12 protein-coding genes, 3 tRNA genes and 1 other annotated feature are annotated in these 23,137 nt (G+C 58.7%); of the genes, 6 read left to right on the forward strand and 9 right to left on the reverse strand.

Features of this window, described 5'->3' with window-relative positions; translation table 11 throughout:
* Positions 1-167: 167 nt before the first annotated feature.
* The gene (locus B5F22_RS09515) at positions 168-6,848 is read right to left on the reverse strand and encodes a glycoside hydrolase family 2 TIM barrel-domain containing protein (RefSeq protein WP_087392378.1); all 6,681 of its coding nucleotides are present in this window, start codon (positions 6,846-6,848) and stop codon (positions 168-170) included.
* A gap of 325 nt (positions 6,849-7,173) precedes the next feature.
* Positions 7,174-7,707 (reverse strand): hypothetical protein, encoded by a 534-nt coding sequence (locus B5F22_RS09520; RefSeq protein ID WP_087392379.1) that lies wholly within the window; start codon positions 7,705-7,707, stop codon positions 7,174-7,176.
* A 473-nt stretch (positions 7,708-8,180) separates the two neighbouring features.
* Between B5F22_RS09520 and B5F22_RS12060 the strand changes: the two genes are divergently transcribed.
* Both B5F22_RS12060 and B5F22_RS09525 read left to right on the forward strand, forming a co-directional pair.
* Positions 8,181-8,690, forward strand: a complete 510-nt coding sequence (locus B5F22_RS12060) for a hypothetical protein (RefSeq protein WP_143482228.1) — start codon at positions 8,181-8,183, stop codon at positions 8,688-8,690.
* Between the two features lie 46 nt (positions 8,691-8,736).
* Positions 8,737-10,389 (forward strand): ABC transporter ATP-binding protein, encoded by a 1,653-nt coding sequence (locus tag B5F22_RS09525; RefSeq protein ID WP_087233000.1) that lies wholly within the window; start codon positions 8,737-8,739, stop codon positions 10,387-10,389.
* Between the two features lie 195 nt (positions 10,390-10,584).
* On the opposite strand, the gene B5F22_RS09530 is transcribed toward B5F22_RS09525, so the two are convergent.
* The 7 genes from B5F22_RS09530 to B5F22_RS09555 all read right to left on the reverse strand — a co-directional run bounded on the left by B5F22_RS09530 (position 10,585) and on the right by B5F22_RS09555 (position 17,169).
* Entirely contained in the window at positions 10,585-11,574 is a 990-nt protein-coding gene (locus B5F22_RS09530; protein WP_087232998.1) for a helix-turn-helix domain-containing protein, read from the reverse strand.
* 102 nt (positions 11,575-11,676) lie between these two features.
* Positions 11,677-11,752: transfer RNA gene (locus B5F22_RS09535), tRNA-Val, on the reverse strand.
* A 5-nt stretch (positions 11,753-11,757) separates the two neighbouring features.
* Positions 11,758-11,832 (reverse strand) — tRNA-Glu (locus tag B5F22_RS09540).
* Positions 11,833-11,894: 62 nt separating this feature from the next.
* Positions 11,895-11,971, reverse strand: a tRNA-Met gene (locus tag B5F22_RS09545).
* Positions 11,972-12,772: 801 nt separating this feature from the next.
* Positions 12,773-14,203, reverse strand: coding sequence for a glycine--tRNA ligase (locus B5F22_RS09550; RefSeq protein ID WP_087392380.1), 1,431 nt, complete (start codon positions 14,201-14,203; stop codon positions 12,773-12,775).
* A 45-nt stretch (positions 14,204-14,248) separates the two neighbouring features.
* Positions 14,249-14,467 (reverse strand): hypothetical protein, encoded by a 219-nt coding sequence (locus B5F22_RS12065; RefSeq protein WP_143482229.1) that lies wholly within the window; start codon positions 14,465-14,467, stop codon positions 14,249-14,251.
* Positions 14,453-14,675, reverse strand: a binding site (T-box leader). It overlaps the preceding gene by 15 nt.
* A 526-nt stretch (positions 14,676-15,201) precedes the next feature.
* Positions 15,202-17,169: an LTA synthase family protein gene (locus B5F22_RS09555; RefSeq protein WP_087392381.1), complete on the reverse strand. Its 1,968-nt coding sequence runs from the start codon at positions 17,167-17,169 to the stop codon at positions 15,202-15,204.
* Positions 17,170-17,459: 290 nt separating this feature from the next.
* Here B5F22_RS09555 and miaB point away from each other — a divergent pair, with 290 nt between their 5' ends.
* From miaB to B5F22_RS09575, 4 genes are all read left to right on the forward strand, one after another.
* A complete protein-coding gene (miaB, locus tag B5F22_RS09560) occupies positions 17,460-18,872 on the forward strand; it encodes a tRNA (N6-isopentenyl adenosine(37)-C2)-methylthiotransferase MiaB (RefSeq protein WP_087392382.1) in 1,413 nt (470 codons plus the stop codon).
* 138 nt (positions 18,873-19,010) lie between these two features.
* Entirely contained in the window at positions 19,011-19,514 is a 504-nt protein-coding gene (locus B5F22_RS09565) for a hypothetical protein (RefSeq protein WP_087392383.1), read from the forward strand.
* Positions 19,515-19,557: 43 nt separating this feature from the next.
* Positions 19,558-21,672: a penicillin-binding transpeptidase domain-containing protein gene (locus tag B5F22_RS09570; RefSeq protein WP_087392384.1), complete on the forward strand. Its 2,115-nt coding sequence runs from the start codon at positions 19,558-19,560 to the stop codon at positions 21,670-21,672.
* 24 nt (positions 21,673-21,696) lie between these two features.
* Positions 21,697-23,067, forward strand: coding sequence for an MATE family efflux transporter (locus B5F22_RS09575; RefSeq protein ID WP_242955102.1), 1,371 nt, complete (start codon positions 21,697-21,699; stop codon positions 23,065-23,067).
* The last annotated feature ends 70 nt before the right edge of the window (positions 23,068-23,137 follow it).

Here is a 23,137-nt window from a genome sequence, read left to right on the forward strand (position 1 = left end):
ATCTTGATCTTTTCTTCTACACCTAACTTTTGCTTCCTTGGCATGACAATGCTCCCTCCATGATTGACAGTGTTTTATTTCACTGTCTCTCATAGAGGGAGCATATCACAGGTGCTTCCTCCGGGCTCTTGTCTTATTTCGGCTGTCTGCCTAGGGCTTTATTCGCCTTAGCTGCGGCGCTTGCGCACCACGGTGACGGCACCAAGGGCCATCACAGCGGCGGCCAGAGCGGCCACATACAGCATCAGCTGAGCGGAGTCGCCAGTCTGAGCAGGCTTCTCAGCGGGCTTCTCGGTGGCCTGAGGCTGATCGGTGCTCTCGGGCTTATCCGTGACCTCAGGCTTGTCGGTGGTCTCGGGAGCGCCACCGGCGGTGAGGCCGTCCATGGCGCTCTGGAGAGCGGCCACAGCGTCGTCCACAACCTTCTGATCGTCCTCGGACAGAGCGGCGTTGGCCATCACGTCCTGAGCGGCAGCCAGAGCGGTGCGGAAGGTGGCCACGGACTCGGCGGTGTAACCGGTGAGGTCGATGCCCTCGGCCTTGCCGATGAGGTCTTCCAGGATGGACTTGTCCGCCTTGAAGCGCTGGGCCAGGATGGCATTGAGCAGAGCCTCGGTGGCGCTGTCCACGTCCTCCTGCATGGCGTCGCCGTCACCGGCCACGTCCTGGGCAGCCTTCAGAGCGTCCACCAGCTGCTGCCAGTTGGTCTCCACATACTTGTCGGCCTCGTCCATCATGGCCTCGGCACGGTCGATGACCAGGTTCAGCATGGTCTTGTCGCCCTGCGTCAGGCCCAGACCCCAGATGCCCTCCAGCAGGTTGTCCCAAGCGGCGTTGACCTCGTCCTGGGTAGCCTCCTTGTCGGCCATCACATCCTTGGCCTCGGCGAGGGCCTTCTCGAAGGCGGCCTTGGCGGTGTCGGTGACGCCCTCGGTGGACAGGGTCTCGGCATAGGCGATGGTCTTCTCCAGCAACTCCTTGTTCACATCGCTGGGCTCGGGGGTGGGCTCAGGAGTGGGCTCGGGAGTGGGTTCGGGAGTAGGCTCGGGCTCCTCGCCGCCCACGGCGGTGATGAGGATGTAGCTGACCAGCACGTCATAGTTGGAGTCGCCGGTCTTCTCGGGGGCCAGGGTCAGGGTGACGGTGCCATCCGCAGCCACTTCCACGTTCTCCATGGTCACATAGGCAGGAGTGGCGGTGCACAGCTCCACGCCGTTGAGGGTGGCCAGGTTGGTCTCGCCCTGGTTGAGGGTGATGGTGGTGGGACGGGTGGTGCTCCACTGGGTCCAGGGATCCTGATAGCCCACATACACGTTGTAGGTGCCAGCCTTCAGGCCGTCGAACTGATAGCTCAGGGACTTGCCGGTGGCCTCCTTGGTCATGTGGCGCAGGGTGTCGTAAGCGGAACCGGTGTTGCCGTTGTCGGTGCCGGTGTTCTCGCCGTTGAGGTAGCCCCAGCCGTTCTCGGCGGTGTAGGCCACGTCGGCGTCAGCATTGCGGATGGTGTCCTGGTTGGCGTCCACCAGAATCTGACCCAGAGAGGTGAAGCTGGTGGCGCCGGAGTCCACGAAGTAGACCACGTCGTCGGGCACCACAGCCATGGTGTGCTTCACAGTCTGGCCATTGGCCAGGGAGCCGGAAATCTCATAGGTGCCCACCTGGTCCAGGTTCAGGTTGTCCAGGTTCCAGGTCACGTTCATGTCGAAGGGCTCGCCGCCGTTGACGGACACGGAGATGGCGTCGGGCAGGGTGGGCTTCTCACCCAGGTAGGTGTAGGCGGGCAGGTCCTCCACCACTTCCACCTCGGTGGTGGTGGTGTAGGTCAGCTTGCCGAAGTCATACCACAGGGCCACGTCCTCACGGGCCAGGTTGGTCTCGTCGTCGGCCTTCAGGGCCTCGGTGTCCAGAGCGCTGGAGTACAGACGCACGGAGCTGAAGTCGCTCATGGAAGTACGGCCGGTGTCGGGGCACATACCGATGCCCAGGTACAGGTCGGAGGGCTGGACCTCACCCACGTTGCTGCGGGTGCTGGACAGCTCGCCGTTGAGGTAGACGCTGATGGTGCCGCCGTTGCTGCCGTCATACACAGCAGCCACACGCAGCCACTGCTGCACCAGCTCGTTGTTCATGGGGAAGTTGGAGGCCTCTCCGTCGGGAGGAGTGGGCATCCAGTTGGAGCCGTTGTAGGTAAAGAAGTACAGGTTGCCGCCGGAGATACGGAAGGCAGCGGAGCTGTCGCCCTTACCCATAATCATGTTGAAGGAGGAACCGGAGGTGTCATAGACGTTGGGACGGATGACGGCCTCCATGGTGAAGCTGTTGGAGCCGCCGATGACCTCGTTCATGGCCTCCTTGGCGCCCTCGTTGTCCACCAGGAAGTGACCGCTCATGTAGGTGCCCTGCTCGGCATCCATACCCATGGACACGGTGTCATACTTCTCGGTGACGTCCACATCAAAGCCATTGGCGCTCTGATCGGACACCACAGCGTGGTAGTAGGGATCGGCCTTCATGGTCTCCAGGATCTCGACCTGCTCGTCCAGGTGAGCCTTGGCGTCAGCCAGTTGCTCCTTGAGGGCGTCAGACAGTCCGTTGTAGGAGTTGACCAGCTTGTTGACCTCGGCCTCCTGGTCCACAGAGGTGACCACCAGGGACTCGATGGCCTCCTTCAGCTCCTTGACGGCGGAGTCCTGATCCACCACGGAAGCGGTGCGGAAGGGAGCGGTGACGTCATACAGGTCGGCGTCCTTCACGGTGTAGGGCACCATGGTGTAGGAGTAGCTGTAGGTCTTGGAGGTGGGCAGAGTGTACTGACCCAGCACGTCGGGACCGCAGCTGGCGTTACCAGTGCCCTGGGAACGGTAGTTGATGGACAGGTAGGTCTCATTTTCGTAGGTCAGCTCATAGGGGTGACGGGCCTGAGTCAGGTCGTCGGCGGTGAAGTGCAGAGCCTGAGCCTCCACAGTGTCCTGGGCGGCAATGGCCATGGCGTAGTTGCTCTGGTCATTGGTGACGGTGAACCACTTCACCCCAGTCAGGGTGCCGGTGTCCTCGGTGTCCAGGTAGGGGAAGAACAGCTCGTTGACGGTGGAGGAGTACTCACCCACACGGGCGAAGGACTCACGGTCCCACATGGCCTCCACGGGGCCGTTGCCGTACCAGCTGACGTTCTCATAGCCCTCAGGCAGGACCATGGTGGTGCCGATGCGCATGAAGCGGCTGCGGCTGGTGCTGGTCTTGGTGGCGTCCACGGTGAGGTCCAGAGTGACAGCACCGGAGCCGTCCACGGTGTAGACCACGGTCTGAGACAGGCCGTTCATGTTGGGGAAGGTCTGGGTGAAGGCGATGGAGGTGAAGCCATTGGCCTGGATGACCTGGATGTCACCGGAGACCTGGGCGTCCTTGCCAGCATTCTGCCAGGCCCAGTCGAAGTTGCCGTTGTCGTTGTTGACAGGAGCGCGCCAGAAGTTGGGGACAGGGCCCTGGGTCAGCAGGGTCTCGCCGTTGTACTCATAGTTGGAGATGGCGCCGCTGGCCTTGTCGATGTTGAAGGAGAAGCCCTCACCGGTGATGGCGATGACGTCCTCAGCGGAGTCGTCCACCACCACTTCGTTGGCGGAGGGAGTCAGGGCCACCTGCTGTACGTTGGCAGGCACCTGGAACTGCTCATGGGCAACCTCGTGGCCAGCAGTGGCCCACAGGGTGTCGCTCTTGAGCTGCACGGAGATGTTCAGGTAGTACTCAGCGCCGTCCTTGGTCTCCTTGGGCATGTACTGAGCATAGGGGATGGTGATGGTCTGAGTGGTCTGGGGAGCCACATCGGCGTTGACGGTGCCCTCGCCGATGACGGTGCCGTTCTCCATCAGCTGCCACACCACATGGTACTCGTTGAGGTTGGTGAAGCCGTTCTCGTTCTTCACCTGCACCTGGCCGCTCATCAGATCGGCCTCAGAGGCGGTGAACCACAGGCTCTGATACTGGTACTTCACTTCCTCCAGCTCGGGCTGAGCCACACGGTCGGGAGTGACCAGACCGTTCTGGCAGAAGTTGCCGGAGTTGTTGCGCCAGTCGCCGGTGTCGCCGCCGTAGCCGAAGAACTTGCCGTCCAGGGCGTCACCATAGATTTCCTCGTTGTAGTAGGCATAATCCTGAGCATAGTAGTTGTAGGTGCCGTCTTCCTTCTCCTGGATGCTGCTCATCTCAGCCCACAGCAGGACGCGCTCGTCGTCCTTGCCGATGGCAGGAGTGGCGGAGTTCTGGGCACGGATCTCGTCCTGGGTCAGAGCCACGTTGTAGAAGCGGCCCATGGAGATCTCACCGGCGAACTGACGGCCGCTGTAATCGCTCTGGTAGCCCAGGCTCAGCAGGGCGCCGGAGGAGGAGATGGAGGTGGGGCCGGACTTGGAGCCGATCTCCTGGCCGTCCAGGTACACCTTCATGGTGCCGTTGTCATAGGTGGCAACCAGCTGGTGCCAGTTGTTCAAAAAGTCGTCGCCCAGCTTGGACTGCTCCACCACCAGGGAGTTCCAGCTGCCGTTGTAGACGAAGAACTCCAGGTTGTTGTCGCCGTTGAGCTTCAGAGCGAACTGCTTGTCGCCCTTGGCGGCGAAGACCTCGTTGGCCTTGAACTCGGTGGGCTTGAGAATCACTTCCACGGTGAAGGCCTTGCGGTCGCCGGACAGAGCGGCGTTGTAGGCCCCGTCGGTGTCCTCAAAGCCCACATAGCCGTTGACCAGGCTGGTGTCGGACAAAGCGCCCTCGCCGGGCTCCTTGTTGACGCTCTGGGCGCCGGCCACGCTGCCGGGATAGTCGGCCAGCTCATAGCTGGTGGGATACTGCACCACACGGGCCTGGTCCACCCAGTCCCAGATGAAGCCGCCCAGCATGTTGTCGCCGGAACGGATGGCGTCCCAGTACTCCTTGATGCTGCCCACGGCGTTGCCCATGGCGTGGTCGTACTCGCACATCACGTAGGGCATGTTGTTGCGGGCCTCACCCTGGATGGTGGACACGGAGGGATACATGTTGGAGCCCATGTCGGTGCCGTTGGCCTTGTTGGAGCTCTCGGAGTGCACCGGACGGGTGGGATCGTTGTCCTTGAAGTACCAGATCAGATCATAGAACATGTAGTCGGCATAGTTGGCGTTGCTCTTGTAGTAGTTCTCGTTGCCGGTGGACCAGGACACGATGGCGCTGACGTTCTTCAAACGGTTGAAGGTGGTGACCGTGCGGTCCATAGCCAGCTCCTTGAAGAGCACCTGCTTGCCCTCGTTGTTCATCAGCTGGTGGGACTCCAGGTTGGTCTCGGCCATCATGTACAGGCCGTACTTGTTGCACAGATAGTACAGATAGTCGTCGTTGGAGTAGTGAGAGGTACGGATGGCGTTGAGGTTGTACTGCTTCATCAGCTCAACGTCCTTCTCCATAACTTCCTTGCTCACGGCCTTGCCGTACACGGGGTCGGTGTCGTGGCGGTTGGTGCCGCGGAACACCAGAGGCTGACCGTTGATGGTGATGGGCTTGTACTCGCTGTCCTGCGTGGTGCGGTTGCCGCTCCCATCCACCTCAGTGCGGGTGAACTCGATCTCACGGAAGCCCAGCTGCTGGGACATGGAGCCCAGGTAGGCGCCGCCGTCCTTGTAGAGGCTCACCACCAGGTAATACAGGTTGGGGTGCTCCGCGCTCCACAGCTCGGGGTCCTGCACGTACTTGGACAGGTCCACGGTCTGGCTGGAGCCCGCATCAATGGTGGGCACCTCGGCGGTCATGCCGTTGACGAACATGGAGCCGTCCTCGTTGTACACACGCACGTCCACCTTGTAGCCGGAGGCGGCCTGGGCGGACTCGTTCTCCACGGTGACGCTCAAATCCAGGTTGGCGTTCTCATAGGTCTCGTCCAGGTCGGTGGTGACGAAGTAGTCGTTGAGGTGCACCTGAGGGGCACCGTAGACGTACACGTCACGGAAGATGCCGCCGTCCTTGAACATGTCCTGCAGCTCGAACCAAGTGCCGTCGCAGAACTTATGTACTTCCACAGCCAGCAGGTTCTCACCGTCCACCAGGTAGTCGGTGATGTCGAAGCTGTGGGGGGCGTAGGTGTCCTCGCTGTAACCCACGGCGTGGCCGTTGAGGTACACATAGTAGGCAGCCTCCACGCCCTGGAAGTTCAGGTAGATGCGGCCGTTCATCTCTTTCAGAGTGGACAGGCCCTCATCCAGGGTAAAGGTCTTGCGGTACATACCCACGGGGTTGTAGTTGACAGGGGCCAGAGGAGCGGTGTCGCTGCTGGTGTTGTCCTCCTGCCAGGGCACCTGGGTATTGGTGTAGATGGGATAGTCCAGACCCCAATAGGTCCAGCTGGCGGGCAGCTGGAGCCCGCTGCTCCAGGAGTCATCGGGGGTGTAGTCGGTCTCGTAGAAGTTGGCGTAGCTCTCCTTGGCGATGGTGTCGTTCTTCACCACGCGCAGGGACCAGTCGGCATCGTTCTTACCGGTGAGGTACTGCACGTAGCCGGAGGCCTCCTTGTTGAAGTTGATGGCGCTGTCCAGAGCGGCATCCACGCTGTCGTAGATGACGCTGGAGGTGGCGAACATGCTGGCCTCCTCCCGGTTGACTGCAAACACGTCCTCGTTGCCGTCCTCACCGGTCCACTCCTTATAAGTAAAGGTGGGAGAGGTGATGGCGTCTTTCTTCTCCAGCACGGGGGTGGAGGCGGAGGCGTTCCAGGGGTCCTTGTACCCAGCCTGGGTGTTCCCCGGCTCGGCTGCCATGGTATGAAGGGGAATCATACTCAGCAGCATGCTCAGGGCCAAACCAGTGGATACCACTCGTTTGTTGCGATTTCGCATGGGTGTTTTCCGTCCTTTCTCTTCATAGTATAGAGGCGCTGGGATGACAAGATGTTTGCTGCGACGCTCCACCCCTTTCCGGTGTCGGAATTTTTACTGAATAGACATTCCACGTTTGTGTGGAAAATTTTCACTCTAGATTATCCCACTGGCCTATACAATTTACAATTGACAAACAGCACAAAACATTTGGGACATTTTTTGGCAAAAGCGCTGAACCAACTTCGGAAAAATGCCGATAAGCGAGGAAGGAATTGGAATTGAATTTTACAAAAAACACGCAGCCGTCTCCGTTTGGAGGCAACTGCGTGGAAAAAATGGGACTTCAGCGGGAAACCAGGTACAAATTTGCCTTAACCTCCCGGTCCCGGGGGCCGTCGGGGCTGGTACACAGGGTGGTGACCTGATGGAACCCGGTGGATTGGGAAATTTGCTCCAACAGGGCGGAATGGTCCAGATAGACAGGCAAAGACACCACCAGACGCCCCTCCCGTTCCAGCATCGGGTCCTCCGCCAACGCCTCCAACTCCCCCCGGGTGGTGTTGAGAATAAGGGAGTGGTCGTAGAGCATCATTTCCGGTAAAAATTTCATGTGGTTGAAGTAGTTGTCCGGGGTGAAGGTGACAAAATCCCGCACTTCTTGGGAGGTTTTCCACACGGGGGTGCCGTGTTCCGGCATAAGGTTGTCCTCGTAGGCGGTGAGCAGGCCGTTGCCGGGGTTGACGGCGGAGGCGATGGTGTACACCTCGTCCTCGTGGAAACCCACCTTTTGGGTCTGGTAGAAGCAGGCCACCAGGGCAATCACCGCCAGCAACAGGACGATTACCGCGTGTTTGCGCCAAAGGGAAGAGAATTTCATAGGGACCTCCCATCCGAGTTTAAAAGGACTCTGCCTGTGTTCCCACACGCAGAGTCCTTTTAGCATTTTCTTTCGCCTTTCGGCTATCCAGTCTGTGGTTGTTGCACAACCCCTCATAAAACTCCACACTGCACCGAAACTGGACCGACACCGTGCTTCACCGTTGCGACAGACCATCTTGTGGCTGTCTGTTCCTTTGCTTCTTACATGATAGCCATAATGGCCATAAAAGTCAAGGGATGACCATTTTACTCATTCAGCATTTATTTACAGAAAGAAATGCTGTGCGGAGAGTCGCACGGGTAAAGCAGAGAAACCCACGGCTTTCGCATTTGGGTCAGCGACCTTGTAGTGGGAAGAGAAATTTCCTCTCTAGAAATGTGGATTTTCCAAGCCTCAAGCTATTGGAGTCATCGTTATGAGATACTAGAAATTAACATGAAACGATATGGTGCATTGGGGGAAAAAATTATATGATTTCTTCAGCGACACAAAGTACAGCTTTGTGTTGCACTAACAAAAGAGCGGACAGCCGTTTCTCCATTCTGGTGCATCCGATCGATGATTGGGGCGGAGAATCGGTAAAAAAGCTGGATCTTTCATCCTATCATGGACTCGGAGACACGATAGCGAAACATATTCGCTATCTTGAAGCCATTGGCATGCGCCATGCAAATCACACGGAGGAGCCTTTTTCTCAGATCTGTTATGCAAGCTTCCCTCATAGTATGGTTTTTCGGGCATCTGGAAGAATTGAAAAGTGCACGGTTGCGCTAGATCACCCCAAAAATCAGCTTGGATATGTTGATGCCCAAAAGGGCATCGTCTTGGACGAGACCATGAATCGTCTGTGGAGTTCATATCCCATTAAAACAGAATGTGTATCTTGCGCCCAGGCACTCAGTTGTCTCAATTTGAGCTGCAAGAGGAATACCGTTCTCTATGGAGCTTCCAATTGCAACTATATTTGTGCCTATCAATGATCCACACGTATCAAAAAACAGCGACAGAATGCCAAAGGAGATCACTATGACATATTATCTCAAAAAATTCTGGAGAATTAACAGCCTTGCAGCCTTTTTACAGGTCATTACCTATGGCATTCACGTCAGCCTAAACCTGTTGATGATGCAGATGTTTCAGGGAATTATTGACCGGGACATCCGGTATTTCCTCACCTGGCTTGGTATCACCGGGCTGGGCTGGACCTTGTATTTCCTGGTCAGAAGTCTCCAGACCAAGGTTCAGTACCAGGCTGTGATGGCCATGAACAACCAATACCGCCACGATGTAGCCCACTCTCTGCTGCACAAGAGTTATGGGGAATTTCACGCCCAGGATAACGGTACCTATTTGGCCTGGATGACCAACTATACCAACAAGGTGGAGTCGCTAGCATGGGAGCCGTTCTTTCAAGGCGTAGGTCTGGCCTCGCAAGTGGTGTGGGCCATCATAGCCCTGGCCTCTCTCCACTGGTCTTTGCTGGTAGCGTCTCTGTTCAGTTTTGTCATTCTCATGGTCCTGCCCAAACTCTTCGAGAAAAAGCTGGAAGAATTGGGCAAAAAGACTGCCGATGCTCAGGCCGCCGCCACTGGAAAACTGAAGGACCTGTTAGGCGGCTTCGATGTCCTCCGGTTCTTTGGGCTGTCTGACCGCTTTCTCCGGCAATGTGACAATGCCAGTCGGGAGATGGAACAGCCCGCCTGTCATCAAAAGACCATCGCCAGCTATGTCAACAGCGTAATGGGTTTCTTTATCGTTGCCACCCAACTGCTGGTTAATGTATTCATTGGCATTCTGTCCATTCAGGGAGCTATTTTACAGGCCGCCATTATGGGTGGCGGCAACCTATGCGGTGCAGTGAGCAACGGTCTGAGCAATCTTGCAGAAATCCGCCTGTCCTTTGCTTCAGCAAAGCCCTACTTTGAGAATGTGACCCACGGCGGGGAGGAGAAGGCCGCCACCGCCCCCCAACTGGAGCCTCTGCGAGAGCACATCACGCTGGAGCACATCAGCTTCAGTTATGATGAACGAAAGCCCATTTTGAACGATCAAAGTTTCTGTTTCCAAAAGGGCGGCAAGTACGCACTCACGGGCCCCTCTGGCTGCGGCAAGTCCACCATACTCAAGCTTCTTTTAGGCTGGCTTCCAGAGTACAAGGGCATCATTCGCTTTGACGGCCTGGATGTGCGGGAGGTAACTCCGCAACAGTTGCAAAGTCAGATGAGCTACATCGAGCAGAACGTATTTTTGTTTAATACCACCATCCGGGACAACATCACCCTGGGCGGACAGTTTACCGACCAGCAGCTTGAGTGCGCCATCAAAGGAAGTGCCTTGGATGGAGACCTGAAAAATATGCCTCTGGGGCTGGACACCCCTGTCGGTGAGGAGGGGAGCAACCTTTCCGGCGGCCAAAAGCAACGGGTCGCCATCGCCCGCGCCCTCATCCATGATCGGTCCATTCTTCTGGTAGACGAAGGAACCAGCGCACTGGACCAGAAAAATGCAGATATCGTGGAGCAGAGCCTGTTGAATAACCCAAATCTCACATTAATCTTGGTCAGCCACCATCTGACATCTAAACGCAAGGCACAATTCACCAAGGTATTTGAATTGGAGCCCGTTATCTCCACAGCTTCCTACAACAGTTCTACAGAATCAAAAGAATCAGGTGAATAGAATGAAAAAATCGACGATACTGCTCTCAACCTTACTTCTGACCCTCTCGGTCTGGATCGTCCTTCCCCGGAATGCGCAGGCTACTGAACCAAGCCCCACTCCCGTATCTTCCGTTGAACCAACACAACCAGATGATACAGTGCCAGGGGATTTACCCAATCCCATAGACGTACCTGATCCGCATCCTACTGAACATTAAAAGGAAAATTCCGTTCCTAGCTGTTCTCTGGCATCAATTTCGAGCTTTTTAAGGTTATGTTCATCACCAATGGCTTTGTATATGTAGCGTGCTTGGCAGTATAGCTCCTTGCTGCAAGCTCGGTCGCCCAAGAAATACGCACACTCCGCCTTAATCGCCAGAAGGCCGGGCAAAAATTGATAATGCCCTCGATCGATGCATGTCTTCCTGCCAATTTCCGCCACTTCAATGGCATCTTCGTATCGCTTGGCTACAACTAACTCCCGGGCATAGTTGAAAGTTACCAGGCAAAGATACTTCTTGCTCTCCATATACTTCTGCAAATATTTCAGCAATTGGCTGTACAAGCCAATTGCTGTTTTTCTTTGTCCCGTCAGCGCATATACCATGGCAATCTGGTTGATAAGCTGAATCTCATCCCAAGTATACCTCAACTGTCCCACTTCTTCCGGGTCAAACCGAGGTGCGGTCAGGTGCATGGCCTCCAGCAACATTTCTAACTGCCTTTCGTAGGGATAGGCCCCACTACGCTCTCCTAACAGAGCACGATTACGCAGTATAAACTGCCTGGCAAGCGTGTCATCCGAGTCTGTGATCCCTTCCAGTTCATCCAAGGCTCTTGTCGCCTGTTCCCAGACCTGCACCTTTTCCTCTCCAATTTTCTGATAGAATTGAACGATATCATCGTTGATCTCTCTTCTCAACCGAGCTTCTTCTTCCTCATTTTTGCTCACCAGAGCATAGTATCGCTCTCCAGGTAGCCCTAGTCGTTGCAGCAGCGCATTAATCCGGCTGCGAGATGGCGTTTGCTTTCCGTTTTCCAATCGGGATATGGTGATCGGTTCGCAGATCCCCTCACACAGCTGCTCCTGTGTCATTCCTAACTCTAACCGCCGTCGTTTGATCACATCACCTAAAAAAATCTCATGCACGTTATGTTCCCCCACGATATTTATTTTGGAAAGTATACCATATTGTGCTGGCATCGTCCATAACTTCTAGGTGGCCTGACCCCGAGTGGATAGTTTAGGAAAGAGAGTGGCTGGAACGCAAAAAAGAAAGGACATCCGATTGGATGTCCTTTCTTGTGGTGGAGACTACAGAACTCGAATCTGTGACCTCTTGCGTGTGAAGCAAGCGCTCTACCGGCTGAGCTAAGCCTCCATATATGGTGACCCGTACGGGACTCGAACCCGTGTTACCGCCGTGAAAGGGCGGTGTCTTAACCGCTTGACCAACGGGCCATGTTGCCCACAGCGGGCGCTAGGTTGGGTCCCGAAGGGGCGGCCATTGCCGCCTCTCCGGGTGGTAGCGGCAATGTGATTCGAACACATGACACTACGGGTATGAACCGTATGCTCTAGCCAACTGAGCTATGCCGCCGTAAGTCGTACCCAACAGGGCAAGAGATAGTATACCCACTTTGTCCTGAAATGTCAACACCTTTTTTCAAAAAAGTTTCAAAAATTTGAGTCGCACAAGATTTTGTGTCGTAACAAAAATCTGGCACAGGATTCTGTGTCACCCTTCCCGCTGCAATGTCTCAGGCGCAGACCAGCGCCCCAGCCGGGGACGCTCCGCTTATGCCCCATTTCTCCCCGATGAGAAATGGGGGAAAGAATCGCCAAAGGCGGGGCCTTCCCCCGCCTTGTGGAATCCACCCCGCGGTACTAGGTGTCCCTGCGTCTTTCTCTTTTCAGCCCTTGGCCCGGTGGGGTCACATAGATGGCTTGCCGTTCTATGGTTTGGATTCACTTCTCTGCTGGTGTGTACTTCTATTGCCAGGGCCTTACCCTGGAGAGCCGCTGTTCCCAGCTATCGGCGGCCCGGCATCCGGCGGCGGGAACGCCGCTTGGCCAGGGTAGGCCCGGACATGGAAACTGCCCAGCCATAGGGCCAGCTGCCAGGATAGCCTGGTGTGGTGGCAGAACTAGGCGTCACAGCAAGGGTGACGGGCCGAACCTAGGCTTGACGCAGTTCCAGCCTCGTACCCCAGGGAGGTCCTTAGGGGGGAACGCCCTAAGTGGCTTTTCGTCCATTTTGGCCAGTCAAAATGGACCCCAGCGGAGCGTCCCTGGCAGGGGCGCTGCACCCCGGCGCACACAGGGAAGAAGCACAGGCTTTTCCAAAAGAAAGACCAGGAGACACCAACGTCTCCCGGTCTTTTCAAGTAAATAGCCTGTCTTAGTAAGCCAGCTTGGCGTCCAGCCAGGCCTTCAGCTGGTCGATGGGCACCCGCACCTGCTCCATGGTATCGCGGTCCCGGATGGTGACGGCGTGGTCGGCCTCCTCGGTGTCGCTGCCCACGGTCTGGAAGTCCACGGTGACACAGTAGGGGGTGCCGATCTCGTCCTGGCGGCGGTAGCGCTTGCCGATGGAGCCGGCATCGTCGAAGTCCACCATGAAGTACTTGGACAGCTCGGCCTGAATCTCACGGCCCTTGTCAGACAGCTTCTTGGACAGGGGCAGCACAGCCACCTTGTAGGGGGCCAGAGCGGGGTGGAGGCGCAGGACGGTGCGCACGTCGTCCTTGCCGTTTTTGTCCTGACCCACCACTTCCTCGTCGTAGGCGTCCACCAGGAAGGCCAGAGTCACACGGTCGGCGCCCAGAGAGGGCTCGATGACGTAGGGGATATAGTGCTCGTTCTTCTCCTGGTCGAAGTAGGTCATGTCCTTGCCGGAGGTGTTCTGGTGGGCGGTGAGGTCGAAGTTGGTGCGGCTGGCCACGCCCCACAGCTCGCCCCAGCCGAAGGGGAAGACAAACTCGAAGTCGGTGGTGGCGTTGGAGTAGTGGGAGAGCTCCTCGGGGTCATGGTCACGCAGGCGCAGATTCTCGTCCTTCACGCCCAGGTCCAGCAGCCACTTGTGGCAGAAGTCTTTCCAGTAGGCAAACCACTCCAGCTCGGTGCCGGGGGTGCAGAAGAACTCCAGCTCCATCTGCTCAAACTCACGGGTGCGGAAGGTGAAGTTGCCGGGGGTGATCTCGTTGCGGAAGGACTTGCCGATCTGGCACACACCAAAGGGCAGCTTGCGGCGGGTGGTGCGCTGGACGTTCTGGAAGTTGACAAAGATGCCCTGGGCAGTCTCGGGGCGCAGATACACGGTGTTCTTGGCGTCCTCGGTGACACCCTGGAAGGTCTTGAACATCAGGTTGAACTGACGGATATCGGTCCAGTTGTGCTTGCCGCAGGAGGGGCAGGGGATCTGGTGCTCGTCCACAAAGGCCTTCATCTCAGCCTGGCTCATGGCGTCCACAGGCTTGCCCAGCTCAAAATGGTTCTCCTGGCACCAGTCCTCAATGACCTTGTCGGCACGGAAGCGCTCCTTGCACTCCTTGCAGTCCATGAGGGGGTCGGAGAAGCCGCCCACGTGGCCGGAGGCCACCCAAACCTGGGGATTCATGAGGATGGCGCAGTCCAGACCCACGTTATAGGGGTTCTCCTGGACGAACTTCTTCCACCAGGCCTTCTTGACGTTGTTCTTCAGCTCCACGCCCAGGGGGCCGTAGTCCCAAGTGTTGGCCAGGCCGCCGTAGATCTCAGAGCCGGAGAAGATGAAGCCGCGTCCCTTACACAGGTTGACAATCTTCTCCATGGTTTTCTCGGTGTTCTTCATGTATGACACTCCTTTTTTCGTTTTTACCTTCCATATCTCGCTGGCTCAAGGGGCAGCATCGAATCCGTTCAGGCGGTAGATCGCACCAGAAAATTTTTCGTCAGATGCAGCAAAAAGCGCAGGCAATACTTTGTGTATTGGCGAGTATTTTTGCAAAATATCACGGAAAATTTTGGCGCGAGGTGCCGTCTGAGCCGTTAGGCGTAACGGGTTCGGTGTTGACCCAAAGAAAAACGCCCTGAGCCAGCGGCTCAGGGCGAACAAAATGTCCGTGGTTCCACCTGAATTCGCACAGGGTTTGTGCGCACTCTCACCCGGTAACGGCGGGGGCCGGTGACGCCTACTAGGGTCTCCCGTTGGGGTCACAGCTCAGGAGGGCCTTCCCACAGGGCAAAGGTGAGGATTTGCACCGACCATCCTCTCTCTTTCAAACCTTCCACACCTGGGTACTTATCTCCGTCTTCGCATATTGGAGCCACTGTATCACGTTTTTCCCCAGGTGTCAAGACGGGATTTGTCCCATCCTGGCATCAACCATCACAGAAGAATGGAGCATTCCACGGTCCCTGTATCAGGCTTGCCAGCCTGGTGGGGACGCTACCCGCTGGGGGTTTCTTTTGAGCGGGCAAAAGAAACCAAAACCCGCTTAGGGCGTTCCCCCCTAAGGACCCCCCTTGGGGTACGAGGCAGAAACTGCGTCAAGCCTATGTTCGGCCCGTCACCCTTGCTGTGGCTCCTGTTCCTGCCACTATACCAGGCCCCCCTGGGCAGCTGGCCCTACAGCTAGGTGGTTTCCATGTCCGGGCCTACCATGGAGAAGCGGCGTTCCCGCCGCCGGAAGCATGGACTCACCCCCTGTGGTGCTGTGGTAGGGGCCGTGGCTTGCCCGGCCCGTGGTTACCCTGGTATTGCCCCGGGGGATTCGGGAGGGGCAAGCCCCTCCCCTACAACGGGTCACCGGGAGTCTGGCCAATCCAAGGGCCTGCATTCTTCATTTTTCATTCATCACTATTCATTTGACTCCTCGCCCTCAGCACAGGGGTGGCCACCTGGTCCCCGTACAAGGTGTCGTCCAGCAGGGTACTCAGCAGGTCCAGCTTCTCCCCATCGCCCCCGGTGGTGGGGTGCTTGTAGGTGAGGGTGCCGTCCTGGGCCAAACTATATACCCAGGTGTCGTTGAGCCGGGTGTGGGACAGGTTTTGCAGCAGCTTCCAGTACACCGGCTTCTCCACCCCCGCCAGGTTCAGCAAATCCACCCCCAGGTAGTTGGACCCCCGGTCCACCTTGTCCCCGGGCTGGCTGGGCAGGTAGGCCGGGTCGTTGGACCAGATGAGATAGTCGGTGGAGTACAGCTCCTTCATCTCCCGGGTGGACCAGCGGCTGTAATCCGAGGAGCACAGCCCCAGCTTGGAGTACACCGTACCCCCGTCCAGAAGCCCCACTCCGGGTCGGTGGTCCCCGAAGAACACGATGACCGTGGGCTCGGCCTGGTCCCGGAAGTAGTCGGTGAGCTGCCCCAGGGCCTGGCTGGCGTCGTGGGTACCCTGCACCACCGCCTGGAACATCTCTTGGGCCTGCCCCTTGAGGTCGGACTGGAAGGCCACCGTCAGCTCCTGGGCGTCGTACTTCTCCTTGTCATAGGGGGCGTGGTTCTCCATGGAAATCCCGTAGAGGAACTGGGGCCCCTCCCCCTTGCCGTCCTCGTACAGGTCCATGAGCAGCTTGGACAGGTAGGCGTCCGAGTAGAAGCTGCCCTCCCGCTGCCCCTCCAAGTAGGCCTCGTTGGCAGCCTGGGGGTCAATGGCGGCAAAGTCGTCCTGGAAGTAGGTCTTCTCAAAGCCCATGGCCTCAAACATGGGGGTGCGCTTGTAGATGGAGTCGTCATACATGTGCACCATCTCGGTGGAGTAGCCGCTGTCCCGCAGCACCGAGGGCACCGAGGGCAGACGGGAGAACACCTGGGGGGCCATGTTGTACAGGTCCTCCCCCCACAACAGGCCGGTGTTCATCCCCGTGAGGATCTCCAACTCAATGTTACAGGTGCCATATCCTAAACTCCGAGTATAAAAGGTCCCAGATACTCCTTCTTGTTGTAGGTTATGGAAGGTCTCCAGGGGGTCTCCGTCAAAAGTGACCCCGGGCAGGCGGGTGACGTCGAAGAAGGATTCGGAGAGGATGAGGATGACGTTGGGCTGCTGGGCCACCTTAGTGTCCTCCTCCTGGCTGGCCAGCTCCACGGCCTTCTGGGCCGCCCGCTCCAGCTCCTCCGGGGAGGTGTCCCCCTCGTTGAGGGCCATGTGCACCTGGTTGAGGGCGCCCCGCCACAGGCCCAACAGCACCCCGGTCTCCCGGTTCACCGTGGCCTGGGACAGCTTCTGGTCGGTGCTCACCCCCATGGGGGTGAAGATGAGGGCATTGGCCGCCACTCCGTACACCAGGGCCACAGCGGCCACACAGCCCGCTCCCGCCCACAGGCTGGCCTTGCGCTCCAGGCGCACGGGGTAGAGCAGCAGGCACACCGCCACCAGCCACAGCACCAAGAAGAGGATGCACCCCAGGCTGAGGGGGGAGAAGTGGAGGGAGGAGGCGTTGAGCTGGGTGATGTCCCCCAGCTGGCCCAGGAGCAGGAAGTCCTGCACCGTCAGCGGTACCGAGGTGATGAGGGCCTTGAAGTAGCTGGAAAACACCATGATGGTGGGGGCCACGGCGGTGAGGATGGCCCCGGGCAGGATGGTACGGGTGAAAAAGGTGAGCAGGCCGGTGAAGAGGGCCATGAGCCCCACCGTCCACCAGAACCATCCGGCGGTGAGGCAGGAGGGGAGGACGGCGAAGCTCTGGTGGACGACCACCTGGTCCACCAGGGCCACCACCAGGGCGTGGAGCACCACGGCCACCGGCAGCACCACAGGGGCTCCCCCACAGCGGCGGAGCAGGGCCTGGCGCAGACGTTGGGCAGTATGCAGCATAATAAGTCTCCTTATGGGGAACCGATGGGATTCCAAACAATTTGCTCTACTCTATCACGTTGCCCTGGGGCTGTCAACGCACAAGACCTGGGAATCCCCCGGGTGCGGTTCGTCTTGTTTTGCCATCACTATCATGGTATAATAGCCGCAGCTGCGGCTATTATACTTTGATTTTGCCGTTTTTCTCGCCCCTTACGGGGCAACCGAACAAACATGGCATGATACCATGTCGGCTTCGCCGTCTTGGTATCATATATGTTATAACCTTATGAATACTGGAGGAACTCCCCATGGAGAGAACGACCCCCGTCATCCCCGCTCAGGACGTGGCAAAACAGCGGGAATATTGTCAGGAAATCCGGGCCATCAACGCCCAGCACGCCCAGGCTCCCACCGCCTTTGTGGACACCTACGGGTGCCAGCAAAACGAGGCGGACTCGGAGCTGCTGCGGGGCATGCTGTGCGAGATGGGCTATGAGATTGTCCACGACGGCGACCACGCCGACCTCATCCTCATCAACACCTGCGCCATCCGAGAGCACGCCGAGCAGCGGGTGTTCGGCAACGTGGGCGCCCTGGTCCACGGCAAGCGGCGCAACCCCAACCAGATCATCTGCCTGTGCGGCTGCATGGCCCAGGAGCCCCACGTGGTGGAGCGTCTGCGCCAGTCCTACCAGCACGTGGACCTGGTGTTTGGGCCCCAGGTGCTGTGGCGCTTCCCCGAGTTTATGCGCCGCATCTACCTGCGCCGGGGCCGGGTCTTTGAGACTGCACCCGCCGAAGGGGCCATTGCCGAGGGTCTGCCCGTGCGCCGCTCCGGCAAGATCAAGGCCTGGGTGTCCATCATGTATGGCTGCAACAACTTCTGCACCTACTGCATTGTGCCCTACACCCGGGGTCGGGAGCGCAGCCGAGAGCCGGACATCATCCTCAACGAGATTCGCCAGCTGGTGGCGGAAGGGTACAAGGACATCACCCTGCTGGGCCAGAACGTGAACTCCTACGGCAAAGACCTGGGCACCGGCATGGACTTTCCCACCCTGCTGGAGCAGGCCAACGCCATCGAAGGGGAGTTTTTGCTCCGCTTCATGACCAGCCACCCCAAGGACGCCACCCAGCGGCTCTTTGACGTGATGGCCAAGTGCGAGAAGGTGGCCCCCTGCATCCACCTGCCCTTCCAGTCCGGCAACACCCGGGTACTGAGTGCCATGAACCGCCGCTACACCCGGGAGCAGTACCTGGACAAGGTGAAGGCGCTCCGGGAGCGGATTCCCAATGTGGTGCTCACCAGCGACGTCATCGTGGGCTTCCCCGGGGAGACCACCCCGGAGTTTGAGGACACCCTGTCCCTCATTGAGGAGGTGCGCTACGACGCCCTGTTCACCTTCATCTACTCCCCCCGGAAGGGCACGCCCGCTGCCGAGATGGAGGACCCCATGAGTAAAGAGGAGAAGTCCGCCAACTTCAACCGCCTGGTGGAGGCTCAGAACCGCATTTCCCTGGAAAAGCACCAGGCCTATATCGGTACCATTCAGCACTGTCTGGTGGACGGGGAGAGCGAAGACCCCCGGAACAATTTGAACGCCCGCACCCCCGGCGGCCGCCTGGTGCACCTCAACGGCGACGTGGGGCTCATCGGTCAGTTTGTGGACGTAAAAATCACCGATTGTTCCACCTGGGCGCTGTTTGGAGAACTTATTTGAATGAATAATGAAAAATGAAGAATGAAGAATGCAGGTCCTCCGGTCTGTGCTTCTATTGAAATCCGTGCCGCATGGCGGCACACTATAATTATTCATGATTCACGATTCATTCTTCATTCCTGAAAGGACGGTGCCGTTTTGACCCGCCGGGATTTCATCTTAAAATTGTTGGCCTACGGCATCACTTTGGTGCTGTGCGCCATATTCAACTACTTTGTGTTCCCCCTCACCCCGCTCCCCGTGCCCCTGCTGCTGCCGGTGTGCACCGTGGCGGCGGGCTGTCTGGAGGGGGGCCAGTTCGGGGCCGGCTTCGGGGTGGCCTCCGGGCTGCTGCTGGCCACCCTGGGCCACGGCGGCTGGGGCTATGTGGCCCTGCTGGCCTTTGTGGGCTGGGTGTCCGGCCTGCTGGGCCAGTACGTCCTGCGTCAGGACCTGTGGGGCCACGTGATTTGCTGCGTGGTGCTGCTGGTGGTGTGGGAGGCGGTGCAGCTGCTGGCCGTGGCCACCTCCACCTCCGCCCCCCTGGGGGTGCTGCTCTCCCTGGCAGCAGGGGAAGGGCTGTGCTCCCTGGTGTGTGCGTTCCCTGTATACGCAATGAACCGTTTCTGCTGCGTCCACTACGGTCGAATCTATCACGAATAAGATTTGACCAGGGCTTCTTGTCTCCTACACGGAAGGAATTATCATGAGTAGATTCATCGACTTTAACTCCAACAACAAAGACACCCACACCGAGGACGAAGGTCATCGGCTGCGGGTGCGCTCCACCCTTTTGATGGTCTTTTTTGGCTGCCTCCTCCTGGGCTTCTTCTCCATCCTGTACCAGTTGCAGGTGGTGGACGGGGCCCAGTGGAGGGCCAACGCCAACTACAACATCACCCAGACCGAGACGGTGGACGGGGTGCGTGGAGAGATTCTGGACCGATACGGCCGGGTGCTGGTATCCAACTCCCTGGGCTACTCCGTAGAACTGGACACCGCCTCCATGGGCGACCACGTCAATGAGGTGATCTCCCAGCTGCTGGAGCTGTGTGAGAAAGAGGGGGTGGAGTGGTCCGACACCCTGCCCATCTCCAAAGAGGCCCCCTGGACCTACACCAAGGACGAGAACCTGTTCGCCTATCGGGCGGACAACGACGACGGCACCTTTGAGATTCTGCCCACCCAGCTGGGCAAGCTGGCGGAGAAGTACAAGTGGGTGAAACGTGCCGAAACCGCTCAAATTTCCGCCCAAGAGCTGATGGAGGCCATGTGTGAGACCTTCTCGGTGGAGACCAAGGAGCTCACCCCCCAGGTGCGCCAACTGCTGGGGGTGCTCTACGAGGTGGCCCTGCGCCAGGAGCAGATCACCTACAACACCTACACCTTCGCCACCGACGTGTCCATCTCCTTCATCACCCAGGTGAAAGAGCTGGGCCTGCCCGGGGTGTCCATTGTCACCTCCACCAACCGGGTGTACAACACCAAGGCGGCGGCCCATGTGCTGGGCCGCATTGGCCTCATCAGCGCCGAGGAGTGGCCCACCTACCAGGCCCTGAACTACCCCATGAACGCCTATGTGGGCAAGGACGGGGTGGAATTGGCCTTTGAGTCCTACCTCCACGGCACCAGCGGCACCCGGCTGCTGGAGACCGACGAGAACGGGGCGGTGGTGAGCCAGCAGTGGCAGACCGAGCCCCAGCCGGGCAACCATGTGGTGCTCACCCTGGACAGCGAGCTCCAGGCCCACACCGAGCAGCTGCTGGGGGACTTCGTGTCCGGGCTGTCCGACCCCGCGGGTGCGGCGGCGGTGATGGTGGACATGAGCGGCGGGGTGCTGGCCCTGGCCTCCTATCCCACCTACGACCTGTCCACCTACTCGGAGGACTACAACGACCTGCTCACCGACCCCGCCAAGCCTCTGCTGAACCGGGCCACCCAGGGCGTGTATCCCCCCGGCTCCATCTTTAAGATGGTCACCGCCGTGGGAGGCCTGTCCGAGGGACTTATCACCCCCTCCAGCACCACCTACTGCTCCGGCATTTACACCTATTATCCCGACTATCAGCCCGTGTGCTGGATTCGTACCAGCACCGGCGGGTCCCACGGCAGCGAGACGGTGAGCGAGGCCATCAAGGACTCCTGTAACATCTTCTTCTACGACCTGGGCCGCCGCCTGGGCATTGACAAGCTGGTGGATTACGCCACCGCCTTCGGCCTGGGCCAGTACACCGGCATCGAGCTGCCCGAGTCCAAGGGCACCGTGGCCGGGCCGGAGACCGCCGAGAAGCTGGGGGACGTGTGGTACGCCGGTCAGACCCTGTCTGCCGCCATCGGCCAGAGCGACAACCAGTTCACCCCCATCCAGCTGGCCAACTACGTGGCCACCCTGGTCAACGGGGGCAACCGCTACGAGACCCACCTTTTGAAAGAGGTGAAGTCCAGCGATTACTCCCAAGTGGTGTATGAGCATGAGCCCAAGCTGGCCTCCACCATCGACATTGACCCCGAGGACCTGGCAGCGGTGAAACAGGGCATGTACGACCTGTCCCAGACCGCCTCCATGGCCCGGTACTTTGACGACCTGCCCGTGTCCGTGGGCTGTAAGACCGGTACCGCCGAGGTGTCGGGCAGCGACGCCACCGCCACCTTCGTCTGCTTTGCCCCCTATGACGACCCCCAGGTGGCCCTGTGCCTGGTGGCGGAGAAGGGCTCCGCCGGCGGCAATCTGGCGGCTCTGGCGGCCTCCATGCTGGAGGAGTACTTCTCCAACGAGGACAACCTGAGCGTCACCGATCAGGAAAATACCCTGCTGCACTAACACTTTCCTCTGGAGGGACCTGTCTTGACCCCCGTACAAAACGACTTTTCCCAGGGCTCTGTGGCCCGGAACATTCTCTCCATCGCCGTGCCCATGACGGTGGCCCAGGTGGTGAACATTCTCTACTCCCTGGTGGACCGCATGTATATCGGCCACGTCCCCGGGGTGGGCCACACCAGCCTCACCGGCATGGGCCTCACCCTGCCCCTCATCTCCATCGTGCTGGCCTTTGCCAACCTGGGCGGCATGGGGGGCAGCCCCCTGTGCTCCATCTACCGGGGCAAAGGGGAGGAGGGGCTGGCCAGCGCCGTCATGGGCAACACCCTGTCCCTGCTGTTGTTCTTTGGGTTTGCCATCCCTCTGGTGACCATCCCCTTTTTGGACCCCATTCTGGTGGCCTTCGGGGCCAGTGACGCCACGTTGCCCTACGCCAAGGACTATAGTTTCATCTACCTGCTGGGCACCCCCTTTGTCACGGTGGGTCTGGGTATGAACCCCTTCATCAATTCCCAGGGCTTCGGCAACAAGGGGATGCTCACCGTCATGCTGGGTGCAGTGGTGAATCTGGTGCTGGACCCCATTCTCATCTACGGGCTGAACCTGGGAGTCAAGGGAGCCGCCATCGCCACCATCATCGCCCAGGCCTGCTCGGCGGTGTGGGTGCTGAGCTTCCTCACCGGGAAGAAATCGCTGCTTCCCCTGCATCTGTGCCACCTGCGCCCCCGGTGGAACCACCTGCGGCGCATTATCACCCTGGGGCTGTCCGGCTTCTTCACCAGCATCACCAACTCCCTGGTGCAGATTGTGTGCAACAAGGTGCTGCACATCTACGGCGGCGACTTGTACGTGGGGGTCATGACCATCATCAACTCCCTGCGAGAGGTCACCTTCATGCTCATTCAGGGCTTCAGCAGCGGCGTCCAGCCGGTGCTGGGGTACAACTACGGGGCAGGGGAGAAGCGCCGGGTGTGCGCCTGCATCCGCTTCGCCGTGGGGGTGACGGTGGGATATGCGGCCCTCATTTGGCTGTTGAACATGACCATTCCCGGCCTGCTCATCCGCATCTTCAACAACAACCCGGACATGCTCCAGGCCGGTGTGCCTGCCCTGCGGGTGTACTTCTCCATGTTCGTGTTCATGGCGCTGATGATCTCCAGCCAGTCCATTTTTGTGGGGCTGGGCCAGGCCAAGAAGTCCATTTTCTTCTCCATCCTCCGCAAAGCCGTCATCAACGCCCCCCTCACCGTGCTTCTGGCGTTTTTCTGGGGGGTGAACGGCGTGTTTGTGGCGGAAGCGGTCTCTCAATTCGTCTGCGGCTTTTTGTGCTTCTTCACCATGTACCGCACGGTATACCGTCCTCTCTCCCATGGTCACAATTTTGCAGGGGCGGTATAGGGACAATTTCCACAGCTTCCACAACTTCCACAAAGTTTTCCACAAGCTGTTCAAGTACAAGCCCCCCCTT

Origin of the sequence: Pseudoflavonifractor sp. An187, from assembly GCF_002160275.1 — a bacterium.
GTDB classification, from domain to species: Bacteria; Bacillota; Clostridia; order Oscillospirales; family Oscillospiraceae; genus Enterenecus; species Enterenecus faecium.